This window comes from Bariatricus sp. SGI.154, assembly GCF_050313795.1.
Taxonomy (GTDB): domain Bacteria; phylum Bacillota; class Clostridia; order Lachnospirales; family Lachnospiraceae; genus CAMBRQ01.
In genome coordinates this window covers 96,645-117,917 of record NZ_JBNPMC010000005.1, presented here as the reverse complement: position 1 = coordinate 117,917, position 21,273 = coordinate 96,645, and the positions used below count along the sequence as shown (strand labels likewise).

Below are 21,273 nucleotides of genomic sequence, written 5' to 3'. Positions count from 1 at the left end.
TCCTTATAATCTCATAATCCCTGAGCACAGTTTCTTCTACGAATCTTCCACTATTAATCTGATTCTGTAATATTTCATGACAATCACTGAAATATTGTTTTTCTGTCCGTTCTATCGTTCTACCTTCTTTTTTCTTCTCATATTCCTCTTTCTTACTATTCTCATATCCTTTAAAATACTGATCAAATTCTTTTATCAGGTAAACATTCTCATCAGAATTTGTATGAATCCGGATACTCAGAACGCCTTTTCCCGTTTTACTCTCATTGTCCATTCCGGCATGCTCTACAACATTTTCCAGCAACTGCAGTATGCCATCCGACAAATCCCATGAATTAAAGATATCCGCGAGAATCTCATCATCTAGCGGCAGAGCATCCGGCATTTCCTCCGGCTTCATATACACTTTTTTTAGATTTTCTCGCTTCCCTTTTTCAACTTTATATTCCTTAGCAACCTCCTCATGATTGACCCTGTCATAAACTGCAAAAATAAGGAACGCTAAGAAGGGCATATTTTCAACTTTAATCCTAAATTCTTCTCTTTCAAAGTAGTCTGCTCTATAAGTAGAAAAAGATTTAAAACCGGGGATATTGCCATAGAGACATGTTAGACACAGACGAAGCAGGAATTTCTGTTCTACCGTCACTATTTTCTTAGTTTCCTCTTCTTCAGATTCTGCCTTCTTGCATAGATCTTCTAACATTTCTCGCCCAATTCTTTTTTTGAGCCTTTGCTCAATATCAGAAATTCTAGTAGATAAGAACCTAAAATTTCCCTTATCAATAGTGATTAATGGTAAAATCCTAAAAAAAGTCACTTCTTTCATATCTTTATACGGAAAACCATTGATAGTAATTCTGTCTGCCAGACTCCTACAGGCATATAAGTAATGTCTAATGCGAAAGACATCTGCATCTGTGGCCGTTTTAATCTGCAAACTTAATTTCCCTTCTAAACCTTGTTGGCAAATTAAGAAAAAATTCTGCAGAGGAAAAAAATCTCTATGTTCACTCAAATCAATATATAAAGTATCTTCTTTGCCTAGCCGAACACTTTCGTACCAGACTTTAATATTTTCTTCAAAATTGTTCTTTATCCACTTTTCCATACTTCTGCTCTCCCATTACTTATAAACCATCCACTATAAAACAAAAAATGGCAAACAAACAAGGAGAAAACTCTTCTCCTCATTTCCTTACCATTGATTAACCATTCTTAGTTTAACATATTTTTTACTATAATTCGATATTATTCGACACTTCTATTCAGAATTTTTACTCACAATAGCAGCGTCTTCCTCCACGTATTACTCTATTCACTAGTCGGATGCCTATCTTGCTTCCCTCCACAAAGTTGAACCATTTATGATTCTGGCACAGGGCCGCACCTACTCGCAAAATACTGCATTGACTTCATTTTGTGTGATGCAAACCACTTCCTGATATTTACATAAAAAACATGAGCGGTCACGTCCTCGTTTTTCCATAGTCGAATCATCAAATTAACCAAACCGGCACATACCAGTTCTTTTCATTTACGGGCAGTAAGTCGTTTGCCATGCAGACCACACTTCCCGTTCCGATTTCTACCTTTAGACACTCCAGGCCCCCAAAGGCTTCTGCCCGGGTCACAGGCTCTAAAACATCAAAGTTCTTGATTGAGGCTTTTCCGGGGGACGCCGCTTTCTTGATCTCGATTGGAGAAAGCACGCCATTTTGGTAAAGTAGCAGATCAATTTCCTTTTGATCCCTATCCCTGTAATAGAAAATAGGAGGCTCTTTCCCCGCGTTCAAATAGCTCTTATAGATTTCTGAAAACACATAGCTTTCAAAGAAAGCGCCGGACATAGCCCCTTTCTCCAGTGCTTCGGGATTGCCCCATTTTAAAAGATAAGCGGCTAAACCAGTATCCAAAAAATGAAGAAGCGGCATTTTGACAACACGTTTCAGTGCGTTGTTATGGTATGGCTGCACCAAAACAATAATATGGGAGGACACTAAAATGGAGAGCCATTTCTTTGCCGTTGGCGACGAAACTCCAGCCATGTTTGCCAGTTCCTCATAGATCACAGGCTTTGAAGTATGGGCAGCAACAATCGTCATAAAATTGTAAAACTGCATTTCATCAGCTACCTGTGCAAGATCACGAATGTCGCGTTGCAGGTACGTATCTACATAGGAGCGGTAATATGTCTCCCAATCAACATTTCCATCCGCGTACAGTTCCGGCATGGAGCCTTTGAAAATCCTGTTGTAGATTTCATTTAAGCCGCGGGGAATTCTCACAGATAAACGATTCATTAAATGCGCCGGGTCTGTCTGGAACGGCTCGCTTGGCTCCTGGTAAATCTCCGCATCGGACAATCCCAATAAATTCACGATACCAACTCGTCCGGCCAGACTTTCACTGACGTTATTCATAAGCCGGAAAACCTGCGATCCTGTGATCCAAAAGTCGCCCTTTTTCTTAGAACGGTCCACGCTCATTTTAATATATGGCAGCAACTCTGTTGCGTATTGAATCTCGTCAATCAGCACCGGAGGGGAATATCTCTGCAAAAACAGCGCAGGATCATGTTTCGCCAAATACCTCACATCAGGATCATCCAAGGTTACATACTTCCGTACCAGTCCCTTGCTTCGCTGCGCTTCTGCGAGTTTTTGCAGAAGGGTCGTTTTTCCCACCTGCCTGGGGCCAGTCACTAACAGCACAGGAAACATTTCAGAGACCCGCACAATCGTATCTTCCGCAGCCCGTTTAATATATGCCATGTTGCTCTCTCCTTTCCAATTTCAGTATAGGCAATTCAAGCAAAAATATTCGGCAAATCTAAATTATAATTTTATTATAACCAAACTTTTTCTGCTCGTCAACATAAATTCGGCAAATCTAAAATGCAGTTTTAGATTTGCCGCGATATGTTGCAGGCTGCGCTTTACAAAAATGGGAGAGATTATTTGCAACGTATTCTATATAATTTTTGTTGCATTGTAACCGCCAAATAATACCGCGGTTACTATCTATGAAACAATCAAGCAGCAGTTTACACAATACAATATCCTTCACATCTTACTCTATCCCGTATTCCTCCATCAATTCCTTCTGGAAGTCTACATCTTTAATCGAACGTCTCAGATCTTCCATCCGATTATCTGCTATAAGATAACCATTAAGAATATTAACCCGCCTTTTTTCTATATCTCTCCCTTCCTCTCTTCCTTTCGCCCACGCTTCCTCCCGCTCCTGCTGCAGGTGGCGCTCCTCATCATACTCAAATATACTCACGCTGATTACCTCGCTTCTATTCTTTCGTAAAAATTCCTCTAGGATTCCTTCCCCGGATGCATTCATCCACGGTTCTCTCCACTGCCTCCGCAAATGGCGTCTCCTGGCTATACCGACGGATCCGGATCATCGCTTCTTGTCTCATACAGATCCGAAAGCCTCAATACCCGTCACTCTTCCATCTCCTCTGTCCCGTTATAGAACACAACGAATCTTGGCTCCGGTATCTTCACCCGTGTGGAACTGTACAGATTCTCATCCTTGGTCAGATTGGAATATATATTCGCCACATAAAACAGATTCCGCAGAGGCATATTCGGATTCTGGGTAGACTGTCCAATAATTCCTTCTTCTCCTTGAAGATCATGCGGAAGATCCGGTCTTTGTAGGCGCGTGCCGGCATGCCGATCACTTCGCCGTATACTGCGATCTTTTCCGCCGCCTGCGCAATCTACTGGTCTGCTGTCATTAGCATCATAGCATGTAAAACTTCGAATGTCATCAGTTAGGGAGCAAGGTATCTCCTGCCGATACCCATTTTGCAATGCAATTTCTTAACTTATCTTTCATATGTTGCGATTCTTTCAAGCGGCCAAGTGAAAATGAAGAGAAAATTCAATATCTTTTGCAAGAATCATAAAAAACTTTGCTTTATATTCAGAACTCCTACAAAAATCCACGCATCTGTGATGGATTCATACTCCTGCTCTCCCATTACTCATTAATTCTTTTAGCCTAAAGACCTCTGTCACGTCAAAAAAATCTTTTAATTTTGAGCAATGCCCGCATTGCTCATTCGATAATACAGGAAATACATAATTAACATATTTATTATCGAATCTATTTTCCTGTAAGTTATAAAACGTTTTCCTAACTGTACGATATCTTATTCCTACTATATCCTCTTCAATTCCTAGAATTTTCTTATCATAATTTGTATCAATAATATATTCCAATAATAATTGCGGAATAATATAGTCTGGTCTAAATTTCATTTCTTTGTTCATATTATAAGAAAAAGAGCAGCACGCAATAATGGGCCATAAACTATACATTCTCTCCATCAACTTAACATCCATATTGTGTATATCATATCTATCAAAAAAAGAAAGATCTAAGATATTAATATTCACATTATTTCTTTTTTTTATTTTAGCTATAAACAAATCATCATTCCAGTCTTCCAACTCCTCACAGCACACTTCATATGAAGATCCCAAATAGAGACACGGCAATCCGGGAAAACTATATCTTTCTGTCGATACTAAATGCCTTTTTTCTAATGGTATATGAAACAGTTCTTCTTTTGAAAGTACGTCACTGGGATCTAATTCATCTTCAGAAACAGACCTGGCTCTATAGAAATTCTCTTCACGAAGAGGACTACACAGCGCTCCAATATCAACGTATTCCATAGCCGCATTAAAAAAATCTCTTGCTGAACCGTGTTGCCCAAAATAATACTCGGAAAGGCAAGTATGTATATTTCTATAAAACTCTTTTATGTTTGTAATAATTGATGGATCAACATTTCTGCGCTCTAAATATACAATATATCCTTCTAAATATCTGTCCACTGCATCCGGAAAATACTCTTCCACGCTAAGATTCAATTTGTCATTACAACATATATATTCCATACTTTGTCTCCTACATATTTTTATTTAAAACTAACGAAAAATTTAATGCATTAATTATTTTCATTAATATAGGGAGTGTCGGTATTGTATTTAATGATTCTATTCTGGATATTGTTGTTTGTGGGATTCCTGTCATTTGTGATAATTTAATTTGTGTGATCTTATTCTTTTTTCGTACTTTTATCAATTCAAATATCAAATCGTCTATTTGATCTTGTATCACATCTTGTGTATTTAAATAATCTTCCATAGACATATTTTTCATATTCTCTACACCCCCGAAACAAACTTTTTATCTGTTCTATAATACAATCGGTATCCACGTATGAAAATACGATCTCGCCAGTAAAAAACTAAATAGTCTCTGGTTTTTATGTAAATAATGTCTAGCTGCTAGTTCTCTAAATCTGCAGTTTTATTAATAATTTTTCTAATTTATTCACGGGCAATTTATTCATATTCGTTTCCTCCTTTCTTTTATTAAAAATCTGACTTTATTTTAAGATATTTCTTAAACCTCCAATAATAACAGACTATCAATAAATGCAAGACATTACTTCTCTTTCTCTACTCTTAAAAGGAATATATCCAAGGAGAGGTACTGGTCCTCCCCGCTGAATCCAAACTATCAACGGATTGTTATAAGGATTAAAGAATCGCCTTTGATTTCAAAACTGATGCTATATGTACGCTCATTTCCTGTTACAGAAAATGAATAACCCTGACCTGATCTTTCAGCAATATATAAAATGTCATGTGGGTCAGGATGGCGCATCATAACTTTAAGAAGTCTTGATGTTTGTTCCCGTAAACTTTTGTTCAGAGAAAACTCTTCAAAAGTGTTAAAGAACTGATTAACGCTAATACTATTCCCGTTCTCATCAATTGCAACAACTTTCATCGCCATCATTCCTTTCATAAATAGATATCTATATAATAAAGGACTATTTAGTTTTCAAAGATCATATCACACGTAATATTTTATTATTGTAATAATTATTACACACATGTTATATTTTGTCAACAAGGATTTTTTTCCCCTTTCAGCAATAGAATTTTTTTGATGCTTAGATGCCTCATAATTCATCTTAATATCATTTATTTGTAAGCGCTTGGTCTTCATTTACTCTCTATTCCGCCAAGCGGGTTCCTTCGGACAAAAAACAGAGGAAGGCACTACTCACAACGGCAAAGTCTTCCTCCACGTATTACTCTATTCCATACTCTTCCATTAACTGTTCCTGATATTCTACATCTACAATCGAACGTCTCAAATCCTCTATCCGATTCCCCTTTATCAGATAATCATGCAGCATATTAATCCGCTTTTCACCAAGTTCTCTTCCTTCTTCTCTTCCAAGTTCTCTCCCAGCCTCTCTTCCTTTCGCCCACGCTTCCTCCCGCTCCTGCTGCAAATGGCGCTCCTCATCATACTCAAATATACTCACACTGATTACCTCGCTTCTATTCTTTCGTAAAAATTCCTCTAGGATTCCCTCCCGGATGCATTCATCCACGGCTCTCTCCACTGCTTCTGCAAATGGCGTCTCCTGACTATACCGCCGGATCCGGTCTACCAAAATCATGTATTCCCTAAGCGTCCGGCACTTTTCCATCAATTCTTCATTATGACCAGGATTGATATTCAGTTCCGTGACTTTCAATTCCAGATTCGGATCATCGCTTCTTGTCTCATACAGATCCGAAAGCCTGAATACCTGTCTCTCTTCCATCTCCTCTGTCCCATTATAGAACACAACAAACCTTGGCTCCGGTATCTTCACCCGTGTGGAACTGTACAGATTATCATCCCTGGTCAAATTGGAATATACATTAGCCACATAAAACAGATCCCGCAGAGGCATATTCGGGTTCTGGGTAGACTGATGCTCATAAAGTGTCAATTTGTCATACAACACAAAAGATACATCGTTCTTCATCCCTATGTAAAGTGCATTCTCCAATGTGGTTACGGTCAAGTCCTCTTCCTTCGTATATTCGGTTCCGTTCATAGCGTTGTAAAGTTCCAATAGTTCCTTCTTCTCCTTGAAGATCATGCGGAAGATCCGGTCTTTGTAAGCGCGTGCCGGCATGCCGATCACTTCGCCGCGTACCACGATCTTTTCTGCCGCCCGCGCGATCTTCTCATCTGCTGTCATTGTCATACACTGTCCTCCTTCTTGGCTAGAGGACTCCCACGTATCTTTTCTTAGAACCCTCTCTGCTATTACATTCCTGTGATTCAGCATCGAATTTTCTAAGATGATATATTGCGTCAGATTATAGAATGACCTTGTCATATAGAACTTTTAGAAAAATAATGCTTGTCTGCATTATAGCATGTAAAACTTCGAATGTCATCAGTTAGGGAGCAAGGTATCTCCTGAATCGTTCGACAGATTTCGCCAAAGATTCTTATAATGTTAACTTTGCAAAAAAGTTACACTAAACATTCCAGACGATACTGCCCGTTGTTACAGCGTATCATTTCAATCTTTGTTTATTGTAAATTTATTCTGAAATAGCGGTGCGCTTTCTTTTATAATGAGCAATGAAACTCGTTCATTACAAATTGAGAAAGGAACACCAAATGCAAAAATACTCAACCATTATTGGTGTGATTAAATTACGCCAGAGCGGTATTGGATACCGCACTACCAAGAAGCGGTACAACATAGGAAACAGTACCGTAACACTCATTATGAACCGCTTTCATAACCTCGGGATTTCCCTGGAAGATTTGAAAGCAATGCCACCGAAGAAAGTCGAAGAGGCTTTCTATCCACCAGAGAATCTTCGCCGCGCCGAAAAAAAATGCCTTGCGGTTGATATGCATAGCGCGACGTTTCTGCCCATCCAGCTGGATATAATAGCAGAACTGAAAATACATGGGCGGCTCATCTCCGGCAAGACGGCATTCCTCGAGGTTCTCTGTCCAGAGGAGCTTCTTGTTCACTCCATTGCGGAAAATCTCCTTGCGGATATGCTCATAACCAGGCATCCGCTTTGATATGGCAGGTTTTGCTTTCGAATCAGGAAAAATCAGCTTACCCAAGACTGGATCTGTTAGTTTAGGATTCAGAAGTCATGAAAGATTTTGCCCTCTTACTGCTTTCAACACCTTGTTGACTGTTGTCTTAGGCGCGTTACGGCTAAGAGCAATGTTGGTTTACCTGAGACCTAATCCGGACAGCCGGATGATCTCTCGATACTTGGTCATAAAGGGTGAACTCCTTTGTAATGTATTTTCGCTTCAAAGCGCATGGATACATTATAAAGGAAACCGGTATCATTCAACCGGAATCTCGGTATTTGATGTCCGGAATTGCAGTATCCATCAAAGCGGATTCGCGGTACTGTGCCTCCGGAATGGCGGTTCAGAATTGCCCGGAATACTCAGTAATTATCTCACAAAAACTAACAAGCGACACGGTACCGACTATTTACCATTTACTAACTATCTATGATATTTGGCGGAAATTAAAAGAAAAGTTATTTTTAATAGAAAAGTGGTGCTGGAGATTTTCTCCAGCACCAACTTTGTCTACAGTCTGAGTCGGATTACTCCGACTCTTCCTCATCTTTATAATCCAAAGAATGTTGCCATCCAGCCCCTGCTGAAAACGCAATTAAAATAGTCTCCAACGTATATGGCGTATACTGTCGATAACGCAATGAATATTGTAAATTCTCCTTAAACTCTGTAATCACTTTAAAATTCTTTTCATTGATAGCTATACTTTTCCCATTCTCCCCAAAAAGATATGAAACCAAATAACTGGTCACCATCCATGCATTTACAGCAGTCAACCTTTTATCAACACCATCATCCGATGGCATAATCTGCAAAACTTTTTCATTTGCCAACCAATATGCTGTAAATGCATGGATTTTATTGTTATTAGATATTTCTATATGGTGGAATTTTTTCAGGCGATACATATCAACAAAATAGTCCACCACAACCTGTTCCAATAACTCGATAGATATATATACCTTCGTTTCCAAGTTATTTTCTTCTATGAAAGCACACAGATACTCATATAAGTATCTAAACCTATCTTTTATCTTTCTTTCTTCAAATTCCTCCAAAAGATAAGAATACTTTTCTCCACGAAATAATGCCATAATATCTACATCTTTAATATTCCCCATATTCAATCTCCTGATTTGCAAATAAATCTTTATATGTGTACGACGTTAAAAATTCTTTATACTCTTTTAAATCCATCTTTTCATATCCGCCGGTATATTCTTTACCTTTATTAGGACGACTTGCCTCCACAATCTCCCCACTGCGCAATTTTTCCAAGAACTTTTCTGCCAATTTTGTTCCTTCAGCCTTATACTGCTCCATTTTCATCTTTCTACTCCTTCCTACTATTTTTTAGCATTTCATTTACATCATCTATTTTATTTCGACACAGCCGCCAATATCTCTTCGCCACATCTTCTCGGCCATTAATTCGCTCTTTCATATACATGCTGACAGCATCTCCCACCGACAGAATGCTCCTCAATAAAGTCGCTGCATCCGAAAGTTTATCTTTTATGGAACTAATATCCTGCTTATAAACAAAATCATGCTCAATCTCACCCCAGAGTTCATCACTTAGAGTACGTACTTGAATTTCACTATATACTCCCTGACAGTTGATTATATAATGTACACTTCGATAATTTCTTTTGGGTTCATAGACAAATAATGATTTTCCGGCTTCAACCTCATGATACATACTCAAATCTTCATCTGGCAAATGGTAAACTATAGGCTTCCCAACAAGAAACGGAGTAGCCGGATTGTTTTCATACTCCTTTAAATAGTTACTGATATACTTATCTTCTCCCTGAAAAAACTGTTCATAAGATACATGTCAGTTCAACTATCACATCATAGTAAATAAAGCATTCTATACCCTATATTCTCCATAATATCTAAACATCCCGCAATTTACCATCTCAATTCCTCAACACTTCTTTTCTTCTTGAAAGAGTACCCTTTCCCAGCGCTAATTACAGTTCCTAATAGAATTCCTGCACTCTTTGCCTCTGCAAAACTCAACTAATAATTCACATTTGCCCAGATCTCTTTTAGTTTTTTCCTTAACTCCTTCTTATCCATTCCACTCTCTACATTCCCATCAAACATTTCCGTTGCAAAACAATTTATAGCCATAATTACAGCACTTACTTCCTTTATGAGACGATATACACCAAAGTTCATCTAAAATATACCTACGTCAATTCCCTTACATACTTGAAATGTTTTTAGTGCATAATCATCTGTCATGCCAGAAATATGATCGATAATCAGATGAACTCTAAGCCACCACTCAAGAGTTTCATGCGGTATATCAAAATATTGTTTTAACTCTTGTAGTTGTTGCTTGTAAGAATTTACGCATGTTGGCGATAATCTATTAAAAATGCGGTACTCCAAATCCAAATTTTTGCCAGTTATTTCCTTACTATTTTCGGTAAATTCCTTAAACTCCTTATAAGTCAATTTTAACAACGCACCAAAATACTCAAGCAAGCCTAATATAATCGAATATCCCGCCATCTCTATCTCTTCCGCTTCCGGAGCACGATAAATATACTTTCTCGAAAACTACTTAATTATATTTAATATTTTCCCGGCTATTCTATTATCATTATCAATCAGCGGTCCAGCCATCCCACCCAACTATTGCTCAATATTCTTTACATACTCTTCAACGGCATCATCAATCATCCACTTTTTCCACTGACTTCCAAGTGAATTATTAAAATCCTTATGAATATTATTTTCATTGTCTCGGATTACATCATATATTTTGTCGTCAATAACCATTTCAAGATTATCATAGCCATTCTGCTTCCACAATTCCGAAAATTTATTTACAAAAAAATCAAGAGAAATGATTTTCTTCTCTATGCCATCTGCAATATCACTTAGTCCATATGCAATATCATCTGCTGCTTCCATAATATATACCAACGGATAACGAACACGCTCTGGATACATTCCCATATCGATATAAATTTTTTCAAAAATATTTTTTTCAGATTGAAAATATCCTGCTTTTTTGACCAAATCCCTAGGTATCTGTTCTCCCCTTTCCTCGCCAGCCGCACGAATATACTTTACATCACATAAAATAGTCGGATATGTAAGATTTAATCCACTTTGCATCTTCGCAGAATCACCAATATCCATGTAGGTAGAAAAAAACGACCATTAAAATCTATATTTAGATAGCCTTTTTCCAAATTCTCCACATCAGAAATAGGCGGCGTTATAAGGAAATTATACTTTCTTCCATAAACACTTTCCATAATCTCTTCAATTTCTTCCTTCGGGAGTTCATACTTTTGCTTACACTTATTAGCATCTCTCAGTGGCAAAAAATCTCCCAATACGCAGAGCCTTTACAGGCGCACTTATGTAGATGTACCGCTTCTGCCTCCGCTTGAAAATAAGGCTCTTCTGCCACAGCATAAGGTCATTCCGTTCAGGAATGATCTGCTAATGCTGGATGCCGCCCTTAAGAAGGGAGGTGTCTCAAATGGCTGATATAGAAAAATCCATTGCAGCATGCTGCAAACAGCTCAAACTGTCTACAAACTTTGCAGGACAGGCTTTCGGGCGGAAAGGAGATTCACCGCAGGAATACCTTTTAAACCTTCTGACAAACGAGATTAAATACCGGACAGCGAAAAGAAAGAGCAAGTTCCTCAATACCGCCGGATTCCCACGCAGATACCGTGTGGAAGAATTCAGGACAGATGAGATCGACTTCCCGGAAGGCATCAGTTTCCAGAGCCTGCTGGACCTGGATTTCTATCATGCAGGAAAAAATGTCATCATGTATGGAGGAACCGGAACCGGTAAAACAATGCTCTCTATCCTGATAGAACTGATTTTGTTTCCAGGAATCAACAATCGGCTGCGGGAATCAAGGATCGACAGTCAGGAGGCAGGTAACAATGGCAAAAAATAATAAAGTAATCAAGGAACAAACTATATATCAAAATCTTCGGGAACGCTATGAAGAGATGAATGATTTCCTTCTTGACCTCATAGAGGATTACAAGCATGCTGAAGAAGATTTGAAATATCTGAATGATTTCATCCACTATAAAAAGCTGGATGAGGAGTTCTGCTATTTCAGGGAACATGCGCATGAGGAATATGAACCGGATTTGCCATTTCCACACCTCACGCTGTAATAATAGAATAATGTTTGCAATGCATTTCTGTCAGGTCTGGTTGCCTGACAGGAGGCTTTGCAATTACCTACAAAATGTAGGTGCAACGACCTACAAAAACTTGGTTTTTGCAATTTTATGCAAAAGGGGCTTGCAAAAAACACCGTATTACCAATAAACGACATAGTTATCGTCTTGAAATGAATGGCATCAGTATGTGCGAAGTTGAGAAATAAGCATTTATCACGTATTACTCTATTCCATACTCTTCCATTAGCCGTTTCTGATATTCTACATCTACGATCGAACGTCTCAGATCTTCCATTCGATTCTCCTTTATCAGGCAGTCATTCAGCATATTAATCCGCTTTTCACCAACTTCCCTTCCCTCGGCTCTTCCCTCGGCTCTTCCCTTCAGCCACGCTTCATCCCTTTCCTGCTGCAGATGGCGCTCCTCATCATACTCAAATATACTCACACTGATTACCTCGCTTCTATTCTTTCGTAAAAATTCCGCCAGAATCCCTTCCTTAATGCATTCAACCACCGCTTTCTCCACCGCCTCTGCAAAGGATGTCTCCTGGCTATACCGACGGATCTTGTCTACCAGAATCATGTATTCCCTAAGCGTCCGGCACTTTTCCATCAGTTCTTCATTATAGCCAAGGTTAATGTTCAACTCCGTGACTTTCAGTTCCAGATCCAGATCCCCGCTTCTTGTCTCATACATATCCGAAAGCCTGAGCACCCGTCGCTCTTCCATCTCCTCTGTCCCATTATAGAACACAACGAACCTTGGCTCCGGTATCTTCACCCGTGTGGAACTGTACAGATTCTCATCCTTAGTCAGATTGGAATATACATTCGTCACATAAAACAGATCCCGCAAAGGCATATTGGGATTCTGGGTAGACTGATGCTCATAAAGTGTCAATTTGTCATACAACACGAAAGACACATCATTCTTCATCCCGATGTAAAGAGCGTTCTCCAATGTGGTTACAATCAGATCCTCTTCCTTCGTATATTCCGTTCCATTCATGGCGTTATAAAGTTCCAGTAGTTCCTTCTTCTCCTTGAAGATCATGCGGAAGATCCGGTCTTTGTAGGCGCGTGCCGGCATGCCGATCACTTCGCCGCGTACCACGATCTTTTCTGCCGCCCGCGCGATCTTCTCATCTGCTGTCATTGTCATACACTGTCCTCCTTCTTGGCGAGAGGACTCCCACGTATCTTTTCTTAGAACCCTCTCTGCTATTACATTCCTGTGATTCAGCATCGAATTTTCTAAGATGATATATTGCGTCAGATGATAGAATGACCTTGTCATATAGAACTTTTAGAAAAATAATGCTTGTCAGCATTATAGCATGTAAGGCTTTGGATGTCATCCGTTATGGAGCAAGGTATCTCCTGAATCGTTCGACAGATTTCGCCAATAATGGGATGATTCTCCTTTCAAGTAAGATTTTCTTACTTAACATTAAGCCACAATGCCATCACATATGCAGAAGCAATTTTTGAATTCATCACTTGAGATATTGCCTAAAGAAAAATATACCCACCATGACACATCTTACAAAGCCACATAAGATAAGCAGCATATCTATTCTCGCAGTGAATTTAAAATATCGATATTTCAAGAGTGTAATTTTAGAATTTTTAACGATTTCCCTTGCCAGATCTTCTTCGTAATCTCCCCACTTAATTTCTTCTTCGCCATAACGTTTTGCCAAATACTCGAGATATTCCTTATATTCATATTTCACAATATCTCCATAAAACAATGGATTGTCATTATCGCTTTTTTCTGGGCGTCTTATTTTGACAACAGATATAAGCGGCGTAAGCGAAACTAAAGTAATCAGCATCGCTATCAGAAGCCCTGCCACCAATATTATCTCCAGCCCCAAACAATCATCGAATATATCACTGGTCATAACTGCCGCAGCACAGGCAATATTAATCGCCAGAATTCCTGCATTCTTTGCCTCTGCAAAACTCAGCCAATAATTCACATTTGCCCAGATCTCTTTTAGTTCTTTCCTTAATTCCTTCTTATCCATTCCACTCTACACATTCCTATCAAACATTTCCATATCCTAATTACAGTCCAATTAACTCATATAGTAATTCCCGCTCTTCTTTTAATTCGGGATATTTGCTCAGCAAATATTGGGCATTTTTCACGAAATCTTCCGAATCACTACCTACCCCATGTTTTAAATGTACCCCAAGAAATCCATCAATATTAGGCATCAACAAGCGATGACCCTGTTGATAAATTCTATACGTAAAATCGATATCTTCTTCTCCCGATATTTCCTTACTTAATTCCGAACGTTTATCAAATGATGTCAATGCACATCTACTGACATCTAAGTTATTCAATATAATTTGATTGGAACCTACTTTACATGTCCCAGTTTCAAAAACAAGGCACGATATATACTGTTCTCAGGTATCTCATTTTTCACCCTTTCAGAAAAATTTAATCCCTTTCAACTCTTGAAACCATACACAGCATTTGCTCCATATATTCAAGAACTTGATTCCAAACTCAATTGCCAGTTCCGTAGACGAGATTCCAATTGGTTCCTCAAAAAAGATGAGCGACCCATCTCCGGTAAATCGCACTAAATGCCCTGCCGATTCACCAAGTGCATACAAAATTACTTTCTGTACCTTATCTACAACCTGATATAAATTGAAACTTCCCCCACTGCTTTCCGAAATTTTTTCAAATTTATTTTTGAATCACAGATATCCAGTGAAACCGCCGTGCCATATATCGGCATAACCTCTATATTCGAAATACTCATAATCTTCCCTCTACTTTCTCTGCTGCCAGATAACTGCAATGTTTCTCCTTATAGATTTCTTTTTTGTACATCTCAATCTTCTCTGGCTGAAATATACTCGGTTTGCCATCTTTTAAAAGTGCTGATTTAAATGCATCCAACTGTGCCTGAAGTAACGGATTATCTGTCTGATAATGATCCAAATCAAATATCTCCTTTTTAACCTTTGGCAGACATAAAATCCTCTATTCCACATCCACCACCACAATCTCCGGCGGATTATTGAATCTAGGCAGCACCTTCAGATTCGCTCCCAATCCTCTGGTAATAATCATCTCCGCATCCCCAAGCCTATACTGACCATAATCATATTTCGGAAACCACTGTTCAGCGGACTATAAAATCATCCACTCCTATCTTGAATCCCACGCCAACATCCTATCCGCCAGTCCCGCCTCCGCATCATCCATCTCTATAAACAGCTCATCCTCCAGACCTTCCCCCCTGCGCAGTCCCGAGAACATCTCCCCCAGCAAGACCATCTGCCGCTTAACTATCTCAGACATCCTTGCTTTCTCTCTATCATTCAATAATCCATATCTTTCCGCCAGATCCAGCAGCTTACTATGCAGGATCTTCCGCTGCATTACATAACTAAAATCATATAATAACGCCACGCTCCACTGATGGCTCGGAATCTCCTTTAGATAATCCCAACATTTTTGAAACGCTTCAAATCCATCATCACTTTTCTGGCACATACCCATATTATATACTGCACGTTTAAGCGAATATTGAACAACCATCTTCTCTTCCACATTCTCAATTTTCTGCATGCTTCTGACATTATATCTGTCTTTTGCTTCCGGAATGCCTGCTACAGAGAGGCTCTTCCTTAATTGTTCAAATGTACATACTTCACCAACGATACCCTCAGAATCGACAATCTCAACATTTCCCTTGTCAATCATACACACTACTATATAATGATCCAATCTCCGATAAAGATTAACCAGCGGCTGATAGAACAATTTGCCCATGTCTATCGGTCCGATCATCACCCTTCTCTTAACCGGCAGGTTCCTCTTCAGATATTCTATTACTTCATCTGAGTTCTTATATGATTCCCGCTCCAATTGATAGCCCCAGCACCTGATCGCACCGTCCATCCCTTCATTGGGATCACAATACGGTGTCAAGAGATGATCATACTGGGGATATCTTTTATGAACAATTCCAAAGGGAACAGAAGTGGAGATTTCAAACAATTCCTCATCTATTCTCTCATCATGGGTCAGATTCAAAAAAGCATAAGTTCCACAGCAGATCCGGTCACCCAAAAATTCATTTACCATAATCTTCACATTCCCTTTGCACTCTTATAACATCTATCTTCCCATGTATATTTCTCGGAAGACTCTCGGTCCGCATCCACAGAGAAAAACCTTTAAGCATGGGATACTGCACTTCCACTTCATGCCTGATAACGTCTGCCATCTTTCTGTTACCCGACTTTACGTTATCAGAGACAGCACATATCCCAGCCTTTTCCTCATCATTTTTACTCAAATATCCAAAAACCACGCACTCTTCTACCCCTTCAATCTCTTCAGCAAACGCTTCTATCTCTGAACAGCTTATTCTATGTCCGCGGACCTTAAGTATTCTCTTCTTCCGTCCTTTAAAATACAAAAAGCCATCCGAATCAATGGAAAATAAATCTCCTGTGTACAATGTGTTGCTATCCTGTTCTTTACTTAGCACAAAATAACGTTCTGTCTCTGCCTTGTCATTCCAGTATCCTTCCATTACATTCGGACCTGATACTACAAGTTCACCAATTCCCGTGTTTTCATCTTTATCCCTAAGCCAAACCCGGATTCCACTCAGTGGCACGCCACAGGATCCTTTCTTCAACTGTTGTGTCTCTTTATTCAGAGGCATCATCGATACTCTCTTACATTCTGTCAGGCCATACATCGGAAGAATATGGACCGTTGGAAATATTCTCTCCAACTGCCGAATCAGCCTTTCAGAAAACACTTCCCCCGTACTTGTGATATACCGCAATGCCGGGCTTTCCATCCTTTCAAACAACCTAGTCCTGATTAGCAGCCTAAACATCGACGGCAATCCCGGAAATCCACTAATTCCCAATCTCATCAGTTCTCCCGGCAGTTCCTGAACCATATAATGATCTTTCAGATAGAGAACGGCGCCCGAACTTAATGCCAGAAATATCTGATAAAGACCATAATCAAATGCAACCGGCAACACTGACAATATCCGGTCATCCTTTCCATTCTCCAGCACACGATTAATTGCCTCTATACAAAAAATAACCTGACGATAACAGGCTACAACTCCTTTTGGTTCGCTTGTTGATCCTGATGTATACAGGATATATGCCATCCCGTCCGCATCAATCTCCAGTCTCTTTTCCCTATCCTTTTCTTTTTTGTCAAATTTAAAATACTCGCCCTTAATCCGGCTGACTGTTATCATTCTGATTCCAGGCACACTTTCCCGGACTGCTTCTTCTGATGCTATATAGATTACTTTCGGCATACAATTTTGAATGATCATTCTGTATTTTTCTATAGATATCCCGGCATCAATCGGTACAAACACATAGCCTCCGGCAATGCATGCCAGTATCAGCAGCACCGTTTCCAAATTATTACTTCCTACGATCAGGACTCGGTCTCCTCTTAATAGTCCCTCTTTCTCCATATTAATAAGGGCATTCATTACCAGGCAATCAATCTGTTGATAAGATAATCCAACGTTATCTACATGCAGGACAATCCTCTCATCTTCCCTGTGCGATTCCACTAATTCTCTATACAGCATTGTAATTTCACCTATATGTATCTCTCATAAATTCCAGTTCCCGTTCTAATAACCGCGGGCTGACTCCATACCTTTCGGACAAAGTTCTGTAATTCTTCTCCATTCTTTCCAGATCAATCTGCAAGGCTTCATCCCGCAGCCGCTCCCTCCAACGTATCTTGCAAGAACATTCCATCTGTACCAGGCTGCGAATCGTCTCCGGCTTCATGAGATTCTTATACTCTTCCAATAGACTCAATACCTCTTCATAGCAAGCCGGGCATGTCCCCGGAGAACTTATAATCTTGTCCGGTTCTTTATAATAATTCTTATACCAGGATATCCTGGTCTTACTCTGTATTCGCAATTCCAGCGAATCCAGTACCTCCACAAGACTCCACAGTGAGACCGGCTGATATTCTCCCAGTTCATATAACACTCCTGCTAAGGTTCCCGGTTTCACATGATAAGGGAACAGGACAATACTGTCTGCTCCCCACATATCTGCCCTACAAACGGATTCAATCGCATGTTCCACCGCCATACGCTCACTCATGAACGGTATTCCAATCCCAATATTAACAATTGCAATCATGCCTGCTTCTTTAATTGCCGCAATCGCTCTCTTATAGTCCTCTACCGTACAGCCTTTATTCACACAGTTTCTCAATATCCAGTCACTACTGCTCTCCACGCCAATCTCGACACATCTGTACCGCGCATCAAATATATTTTTCAACATCATTAGCCGTTCTTTTGTAACTGTATCTGCCCTAGTCTCTGTGATTAACGTCTCACTATGGATATTTTGCAAAGCATCCTTTAATCCACGCATCATATGATCAGATACTTCTCGCTCATCAAGCATGCTTCCAATCGGGCTAATGATGAATTCCTCGTATTCTTCAGGCATCTGTGCAATTGTTTTTTCTATCTCCCGGAGAATCTCATCCTCCCAGCAGGTTCTCCCCTTGCCATAATTGCACATCGTACAGCCTCCTTGCCTGTCATGCCGGCATCCCGCCGTCAGAAACCACAATTCCGCGAAATTACGATTGTTAACTCTTTCTATTCTGATATTCGTCTTCTGATACTCCGGCAAAGGCATACGCTCTTCATATATATGCCTTGTTATCTTCTTCAATACAATATTACTGACTTCATTCATCTTGTCTCTCTTATCTTTTCTTCCACGTATGTACACAAATTACCATACGTTGCAAAACATTTTTCAAAATCATCATTCATCGGATCGAACTCGAACCGGAATTCATCTTCAATTGCGATCTGCAGACCGACCATCTCCAAAGAATCCATGCACAAGTCATGTTCCATACTACACGACTCTTCTAAGCCCTTATAACTTCTTCCGGACTCCTGATTGATCAGATCCAGCACTCTCTTTTTAATCATATCTTTTTGCATTTTATTATTACCACCACCGTCTGCACATACGGCGTCTCCTTAATCATCGAATTCTATTCTCTCTCTGTCTCTCAGAACAGACAGTTCTCCATGATCTGTCTTCATTAATAACGCCGGCTTAGCACGGCTAAGAAATTCACTGCAGCACTCTGTTACGGAATATGCACCTGTCAGTTGAAAGATGATATAAGTTCCTTTCACGGCACCTTTCACACATATATTCTTAGCCAATATATCCTGTGCCGTACACAAGGAACCGCATAATGTCACCTCTTCTTCCCCATATTCTCCATCAGACACCACTTGTATGAATGGCGTCTTCCTGCCTGCGATCTGTCCAAAATATGACAGATGGTGCATGCCGCCATCCAGGATCAGGATCTCCCTGCCCTTACGCCTCTTACATTCCATTACCTTTGTTATATAGACTCCCGCGGGGGCCGCCACTATCCTCCCTGCCTCATATACAATATGCAGTCTTTCCGACAGACAGCTGATCTTTTCCATGATTACATCCCAGACATCCTCATATCTCTCCTGCGCTTCCTCACGGAAATACGGAACTCCTGCTCCTCCGCCTATCTCAAGTGTCTTAATACTGTATCCGCTCTCTCGTTCTATCTTCCCAATCCGATGATCTAACTGTTCAAATTCTGCCGCAATCTCTGACGAATTCTTCTTCTGTGTCCCGGAATAATAATGCAAACCTTCTATCGTAATATTATTGTCTCTTCTATAATCTCCGATAATCCGGATAATCTCCTCTTCTTCCATTCCAAACTGATTCCCACAGCTCAGACGCAAAAGCACATGGACATCTTCTCCTGCCTCTTTCGCTATTCTCCCAACCAGTTCCATCTGTCCCATTGAATCAACTGAGATTCTTTGCACTCCATGGCGAATAGCAGAAACAACTTCCTCTTCTGTCTTCATCAATCCGTCCAAGACCATTTTCTTCGGATCGATACGCTCCCTCAGACATCTTCGCAACTCCCCCGGAGAACATATCTCCAGGTAATCTGCCCATCTTCCCGCCTCTTTCGCCAGCCAGGGATTCGCCTTCATAGAAAAGCACAACTCAGCCTTGGCGCCAAGCATCTCTTTCAAATCCTTGATATTCTTCTGCAGCCTCCCTGCATCGAACAGATAGAAGGAACTGCCGGCAGATGCTTCCAGTACTTTCAGTTCTTCATGCGTAAAATCACATTTTCCTGGATTTATTAATTGTAGATATCTTAAATTGCTCATATAACGTCTCCCAAACCGTTCTGTCTATGTCAGACAGCCTCTCTACTTCTTGCGTATATTTTATCCGATACATCTCCCGAAATAATTCGGTTATCTCCCCCACATTGATCATTTGCCCACATACCGGATTCAGCAAATCAACCACTTCACCCAGACGCAGCACATAACAATTTAACGCCATGTGCAGTCCCAAATGTGCTGAACTATTTCCCGAATAATGCTCCACATACCGGAATTGCTCCGTGCTCTCTTCCCTGCGGGCACATCTCCAGTGATATTCAAATCCCTGCCTGACAACTTCATACCAGTCAATCTCGCCATAAACATCTGATTCCGCTGGATCAAGCCAAATTATACTTACCCCAGGCGCTTGAAGCATAGATATGCACTCCTCATCATCCACAAACCATATCGGCGTTCCTAACGGATCAGACACTTCTATCCTTCCTCTGCTGTCTTCGCTCATCACGATATAATGCTCCGCTCCCCGATACATCTTATACTTCAGATGCCGGATAGCCGGCTCCTGAACCAGAGGACCTATCACACAGCCTCCACGAATCATCTGCCTCATGCCGCCCTTATCCAGTTTGATACCTTCCATACACCTGACCACCTGATGATCATGAAATATGTGCTGGTTCAATTCCTGCACTGCCCCCTCACCAGTAATGCAAGGCTTAAACCAGCCAACAGGCTGCCCTTGACAGCACATCGCAAAATTCCGCTTTGCGATACAATCCAGATAAGGAATCTTACCAATTCCGGCATGCACAAACATCATATTCAAGGCATATGCAAAAGTATCCATTCTTTTTCCATAATACCACATTTTTTACTTCCTTACT

At 40.1% G+C, this 21,273-nt stretch carries 26 protein-coding genes; 2 read left to right on the top strand and 24 right to left on the bottom strand.

Annotated elements, in window-relative coordinates; genetic code table 11:
* From ACQRBN_RS04600 to ACQRBN_RS04535, 14 genes are all read right to left on the bottom strand, one after another.
* Window positions 1-1,111: hypothetical protein (locus ACQRBN_RS04600; RefSeq protein WP_427737796.1), on the bottom strand; the 1,111-nt coding region annotated here is incomplete at its 3' end.
* Between the two features lie 388 nt (window positions 1,112-1,499).
* Window positions 1,500-2,774: an ATP-binding protein gene (locus ACQRBN_RS04595; protein ID WP_427737795.1), complete on the bottom strand. Its 1,275-nt coding sequence runs from the start codon at window positions 2,772-2,774 to the stop codon at window positions 1,500-1,502.
* A 298-nt stretch (window positions 2,775-3,072) separates the two neighbouring features.
* Window positions 3,073-3,381, bottom strand: a complete 309-nt coding sequence (locus tag ACQRBN_RS04590; RefSeq protein WP_427737794.1) for a hypothetical protein — start codon at window positions 3,379-3,381, stop codon at window positions 3,073-3,075.
* A 77-nt stretch (window positions 3,382-3,458) separates the two neighbouring features.
* Window positions 3,459-3,833, bottom strand: coding sequence for a hypothetical protein (locus ACQRBN_RS04585; protein WP_427737793.1), 375 nt, complete (start codon window positions 3,831-3,833; stop codon window positions 3,459-3,461).
* Between the two features lie 150 nt (window positions 3,834-3,983).
* Window positions 3,984-4,928, bottom strand: coding sequence for a hypothetical protein (locus ACQRBN_RS04580; RefSeq protein WP_427737792.1), 945 nt, complete (start codon window positions 4,926-4,928; stop codon window positions 3,984-3,986).
* Between the two features lie 10 nt (window positions 4,929-4,938).
* Window positions 4,939-5,178 carry a helix-turn-helix domain-containing protein gene (locus tag ACQRBN_RS04575; RefSeq protein WP_427737791.1) on the bottom strand — a complete coding sequence of 80 codons (240 nt, stop codon included), beginning with the start codon at window positions 5,176-5,178 and terminating at the stop codon, window positions 4,939-4,941.
* Between the two features lie 378 nt (window positions 5,179-5,556).
* Entirely contained in the window at window positions 5,557-5,829 is a 273-nt protein-coding gene (locus ACQRBN_RS04570) for a hypothetical protein (RefSeq protein ID WP_427737790.1), read from the bottom strand.
* A gap of 307 nt (window positions 5,830-6,136) precedes the next feature.
* Window positions 6,137-7,093 (bottom strand): hypothetical protein, encoded by a 957-nt coding sequence (locus ACQRBN_RS04565; RefSeq protein ID WP_427737789.1) that lies wholly within the window; start codon window positions 7,091-7,093, stop codon window positions 6,137-6,139.
* A gap of 461 nt (window positions 7,094-7,554) precedes the next feature.
* The gene (locus ACQRBN_RS04560) at window positions 7,555-7,983 is read right to left on the bottom strand and encodes a hypothetical protein (RefSeq protein ID WP_427737788.1); all 429 of its coding nucleotides are present in this window, start codon (window positions 7,981-7,983) and stop codon (window positions 7,555-7,557) included.
* 506 nt (window positions 7,984-8,489) lie between these two features.
* Window positions 8,490-9,083 (bottom strand): hypothetical protein, encoded by a 594-nt coding sequence (locus ACQRBN_RS04555; protein ID WP_427737787.1) that lies wholly within the window; start codon window positions 9,081-9,083, stop codon window positions 8,490-8,492.
* The gene (locus ACQRBN_RS04550; protein ID WP_427737786.1) at window positions 9,070-9,291 is read right to left on the bottom strand and encodes a hypothetical protein; all 222 of its coding nucleotides are present in this window, start codon (window positions 9,289-9,291) and stop codon (window positions 9,070-9,072) included. Before ACQRBN_RS04550 ends, ACQRBN_RS04555 begins: the two co-directional genes overlap by 14 nt.
* Before the next feature lie 4 nt (window positions 9,292-9,295).
* Window positions 9,296-9,664, bottom strand: a complete 369-nt coding sequence (locus tag ACQRBN_RS04545; RefSeq protein WP_427737785.1) for a hypothetical protein — start codon at window positions 9,662-9,664, stop codon at window positions 9,296-9,298.
* 488 nt (window positions 9,665-10,152) lie between these two features.
* Window positions 10,153-10,491, bottom strand: coding sequence for a hypothetical protein (locus ACQRBN_RS04540; RefSeq protein WP_427737784.1), 339 nt, complete (start codon window positions 10,489-10,491; stop codon window positions 10,153-10,155).
* Window positions 10,492-10,614: 123 nt separating this feature from the next.
* On the bottom strand, window positions 10,615-11,103 hold the full coding sequence (locus tag ACQRBN_RS04535) for a hypothetical protein (protein ID WP_427737783.1): 489 nt from the start codon (window positions 11,101-11,103) through the stop codon (window positions 10,615-10,617).
* 373 nt (window positions 11,104-11,476) lie between these two features.
* Here ACQRBN_RS04535 and ACQRBN_RS04530 point away from each other — a divergent pair, with 373 nt between their 5' ends.
* Complete coding sequence (locus ACQRBN_RS04530) at window positions 11,477-11,911, top strand: ATP-binding protein (RefSeq protein ID WP_427737782.1); 435 nt, start codon at window positions 11,477-11,479, stop codon at window positions 11,909-11,911.
* On the top strand, window positions 11,898-12,140 hold the full coding sequence (locus ACQRBN_RS04525) for a hypothetical protein (protein WP_427737781.1): 243 nt from the start codon (window positions 11,898-11,900) through the stop codon (window positions 12,138-12,140). Before ACQRBN_RS04530 ends, ACQRBN_RS04525 begins: the two co-directional genes overlap by 14 nt.
* 229 nt (window positions 12,141-12,369) lie before the next feature.
* On the opposite strand, the gene ACQRBN_RS04520 is transcribed toward ACQRBN_RS04525, so the two are convergent.
* From ACQRBN_RS04520 to ACQRBN_RS04475, 10 genes are all read right to left on the bottom strand, one after another.
* Window positions 12,370-13,314, bottom strand: coding sequence for a hypothetical protein (locus ACQRBN_RS04520; RefSeq protein ID WP_427737780.1), 945 nt, complete (start codon window positions 13,312-13,314; stop codon window positions 12,370-12,372).
* Window positions 13,315-13,648: 334 nt separating this feature from the next.
* Complete coding sequence (locus ACQRBN_RS04515) at window positions 13,649-14,185, bottom strand: Pycsar system effector family protein (protein WP_427737779.1); 537 nt, start codon at window positions 14,183-14,185, stop codon at window positions 13,649-13,651.
* A 40-nt stretch (window positions 14,186-14,225) separates the two neighbouring features.
* A complete protein-coding gene (locus ACQRBN_RS04510) occupies window positions 14,226-14,480 on the bottom strand; it encodes a hypothetical protein (protein ID WP_427737778.1) in 255 nt (84 codons plus the stop codon).
* A 457-nt stretch (window positions 14,481-14,937) separates the two neighbouring features.
* Window positions 14,938-15,123, bottom strand: a complete 186-nt coding sequence (locus ACQRBN_RS04505) for a hypothetical protein (protein WP_427737777.1) — start codon at window positions 15,121-15,123, stop codon at window positions 14,938-14,940.
* Window positions 15,124-15,333: 210 nt separating this feature from the next.
* A complete protein-coding gene (locus ACQRBN_RS04500; protein WP_427737776.1) occupies window positions 15,334-16,275 on the bottom strand; it encodes a hypothetical protein in 942 nt (313 codons plus the stop codon).
* A complete protein-coding gene (locus ACQRBN_RS04495) occupies window positions 16,265-17,773 on the bottom strand; it encodes a class I adenylate-forming enzyme family protein (RefSeq protein ID WP_427737775.1) in 1,509 nt (502 codons plus the stop codon). The genes ACQRBN_RS04500 and ACQRBN_RS04495 overlap by 11 nt, the downstream gene beginning before the upstream one ends.
* A 7-nt stretch (window positions 17,774-17,780) precedes the next feature.
* A complete protein-coding gene (locus ACQRBN_RS04490) occupies window positions 17,781-18,920 on the bottom strand; it encodes a radical SAM protein (protein WP_427737774.1) in 1,140 nt (379 codons plus the stop codon).
* On the bottom strand, window positions 18,917-19,177 hold the full coding sequence (locus ACQRBN_RS04485; protein ID WP_427737773.1) for an acyl carrier protein: 261 nt from the start codon (window positions 19,175-19,177) through the stop codon (window positions 18,917-18,919). The genes ACQRBN_RS04490 and ACQRBN_RS04485 overlap by 4 nt, the downstream gene beginning before the upstream one ends.
* A gap of 39 nt (window positions 19,178-19,216) precedes the next feature.
* Window positions 19,217-20,425: an alanine racemase gene (locus tag ACQRBN_RS04480; protein ID WP_427737772.1), complete on the bottom strand. Its 1,209-nt coding sequence runs from the start codon at window positions 20,423-20,425 to the stop codon at window positions 19,217-19,219.
* Window positions 20,379-21,257 carry a hypothetical protein gene (locus ACQRBN_RS04475; protein ID WP_427737771.1) on the bottom strand — a complete coding sequence of 293 codons (879 nt, stop codon included), beginning with the start codon at window positions 21,255-21,257 and terminating at the stop codon, window positions 20,379-20,381. Before ACQRBN_RS04475 ends, ACQRBN_RS04480 begins: the two co-directional genes overlap by 47 nt.
* Window positions 21,258-21,273: the final 16 nt, after the last annotated feature.

Coding starts and splice junctions, on each gene's coding strand:
- ACQRBN_RS04525 (WP_427737781.1), top strand. CDS start 11,898: ATGGCAAAAAATAATAAAGTAATCAAGGAACAAACTATATATCAAAAT.
- ACQRBN_RS04545 (WP_427737785.1), bottom strand. CDS start 9,664: ATGTATCATGAGGTTGAAGCCGGAAAATCATTATTTGTCTATGAACCC.
- ACQRBN_RS04490 (WP_427737774.1), bottom strand. CDS start 18,920: ATGAATGAAGTCAGTAATATTGTATTGAAGAAGATAACAAGGCATATA.
- ACQRBN_RS04480 (WP_427737772.1), bottom strand. CDS start 20,425: ATGAGCAATTTAAGATATCTACAATTAATAAATCCAGGAAAATGTGAT.
- ACQRBN_RS04485 (WP_427737773.1), bottom strand. CDS start 19,177: ATGCAAAAAGATATGATTAAAAAGAGAGTGCTGGATCTGATCAATCAG.
- ACQRBN_RS04550 (WP_427737786.1), bottom strand. CDS start 9,291: ATGAAAATGGAGCAGTATAAGGCTGAAGGAACAAAATTGGCAGAAAAG.
- ACQRBN_RS04555 (WP_427737787.1), bottom strand. CDS start 9,083: ATGGGGAATATTAAAGATGTAGATATTATGGCATTATTTCGTGGAGAA.
- ACQRBN_RS04570 (WP_427737790.1), bottom strand. CDS start 5,829: ATGAAAGTTGTTGCAATTGATGAGAACGGGAATAGTATTAGCGTTAAT.
- ACQRBN_RS04565 (WP_427737789.1), bottom strand. CDS start 7,093: ATGACAATGACAGCAGATGAGAAGATCGCGCGGGCGGCAGAAAAGATC.
- ACQRBN_RS04530 (WP_427737782.1), top strand. CDS start 11,477: ATGGCTGATATAGAAAAATCCATTGCAGCATGCTGCAAACAGCTCAAA.
- ACQRBN_RS04535 (WP_427737783.1), bottom strand. CDS start 11,103: ATGCAAAGTGGATTAAATCTTACATATCCGACTATTTTATGTGATGTA.
- ACQRBN_RS04575 (WP_427737791.1), bottom strand. CDS start 5,178: ATGGAAGATTATTTAAATACACAAGATGTGATACAAGATCAAATAGAC.
- ACQRBN_RS04540 (WP_427737784.1), bottom strand. CDS start 10,491: ATGGCGGGATATTCGATTATATTAGGCTTGCTTGAGTATTTTGGTGCG.
- ACQRBN_RS04500 (WP_427737776.1), bottom strand. CDS start 16,275: ATGGTAAATGAATTTTTGGGTGACCGGATCTGCTGTGGAACTTATGCT.
- ACQRBN_RS04595 (WP_427737795.1), bottom strand. CDS start 2,774: ATGGCATATATTAAACGGGCTGCGGAAGATACGATTGTGCGGGTCTCT.
- ACQRBN_RS04475 (WP_427737771.1), bottom strand. CDS start 21,257: ATGTGGTATTATGGAAAAAGAATGGATACTTTTGCATATGCCTTGAAT.
- ACQRBN_RS04515 (WP_427737779.1), bottom strand. CDS start 14,185: ATGGATAAGAAGGAATTAAGGAAAGAACTAAAAGAGATCTGGGCAAAT.
- ACQRBN_RS04495 (WP_427737775.1), bottom strand. CDS start 17,773: ATGCTGTATAGAGAATTAGTGGAATCGCACAGGGAAGATGAGAGGATT.
- ACQRBN_RS04520 (WP_427737780.1), bottom strand. CDS start 13,314: ATGACAATGACAGCAGATGAGAAGATCGCGCGGGCGGCAGAAAAGATC.
- ACQRBN_RS04580 (WP_427737792.1), bottom strand. CDS start 4,928: ATGGAATATATATGTTGTAATGACAAATTGAATCTTAGCGTGGAAGAG.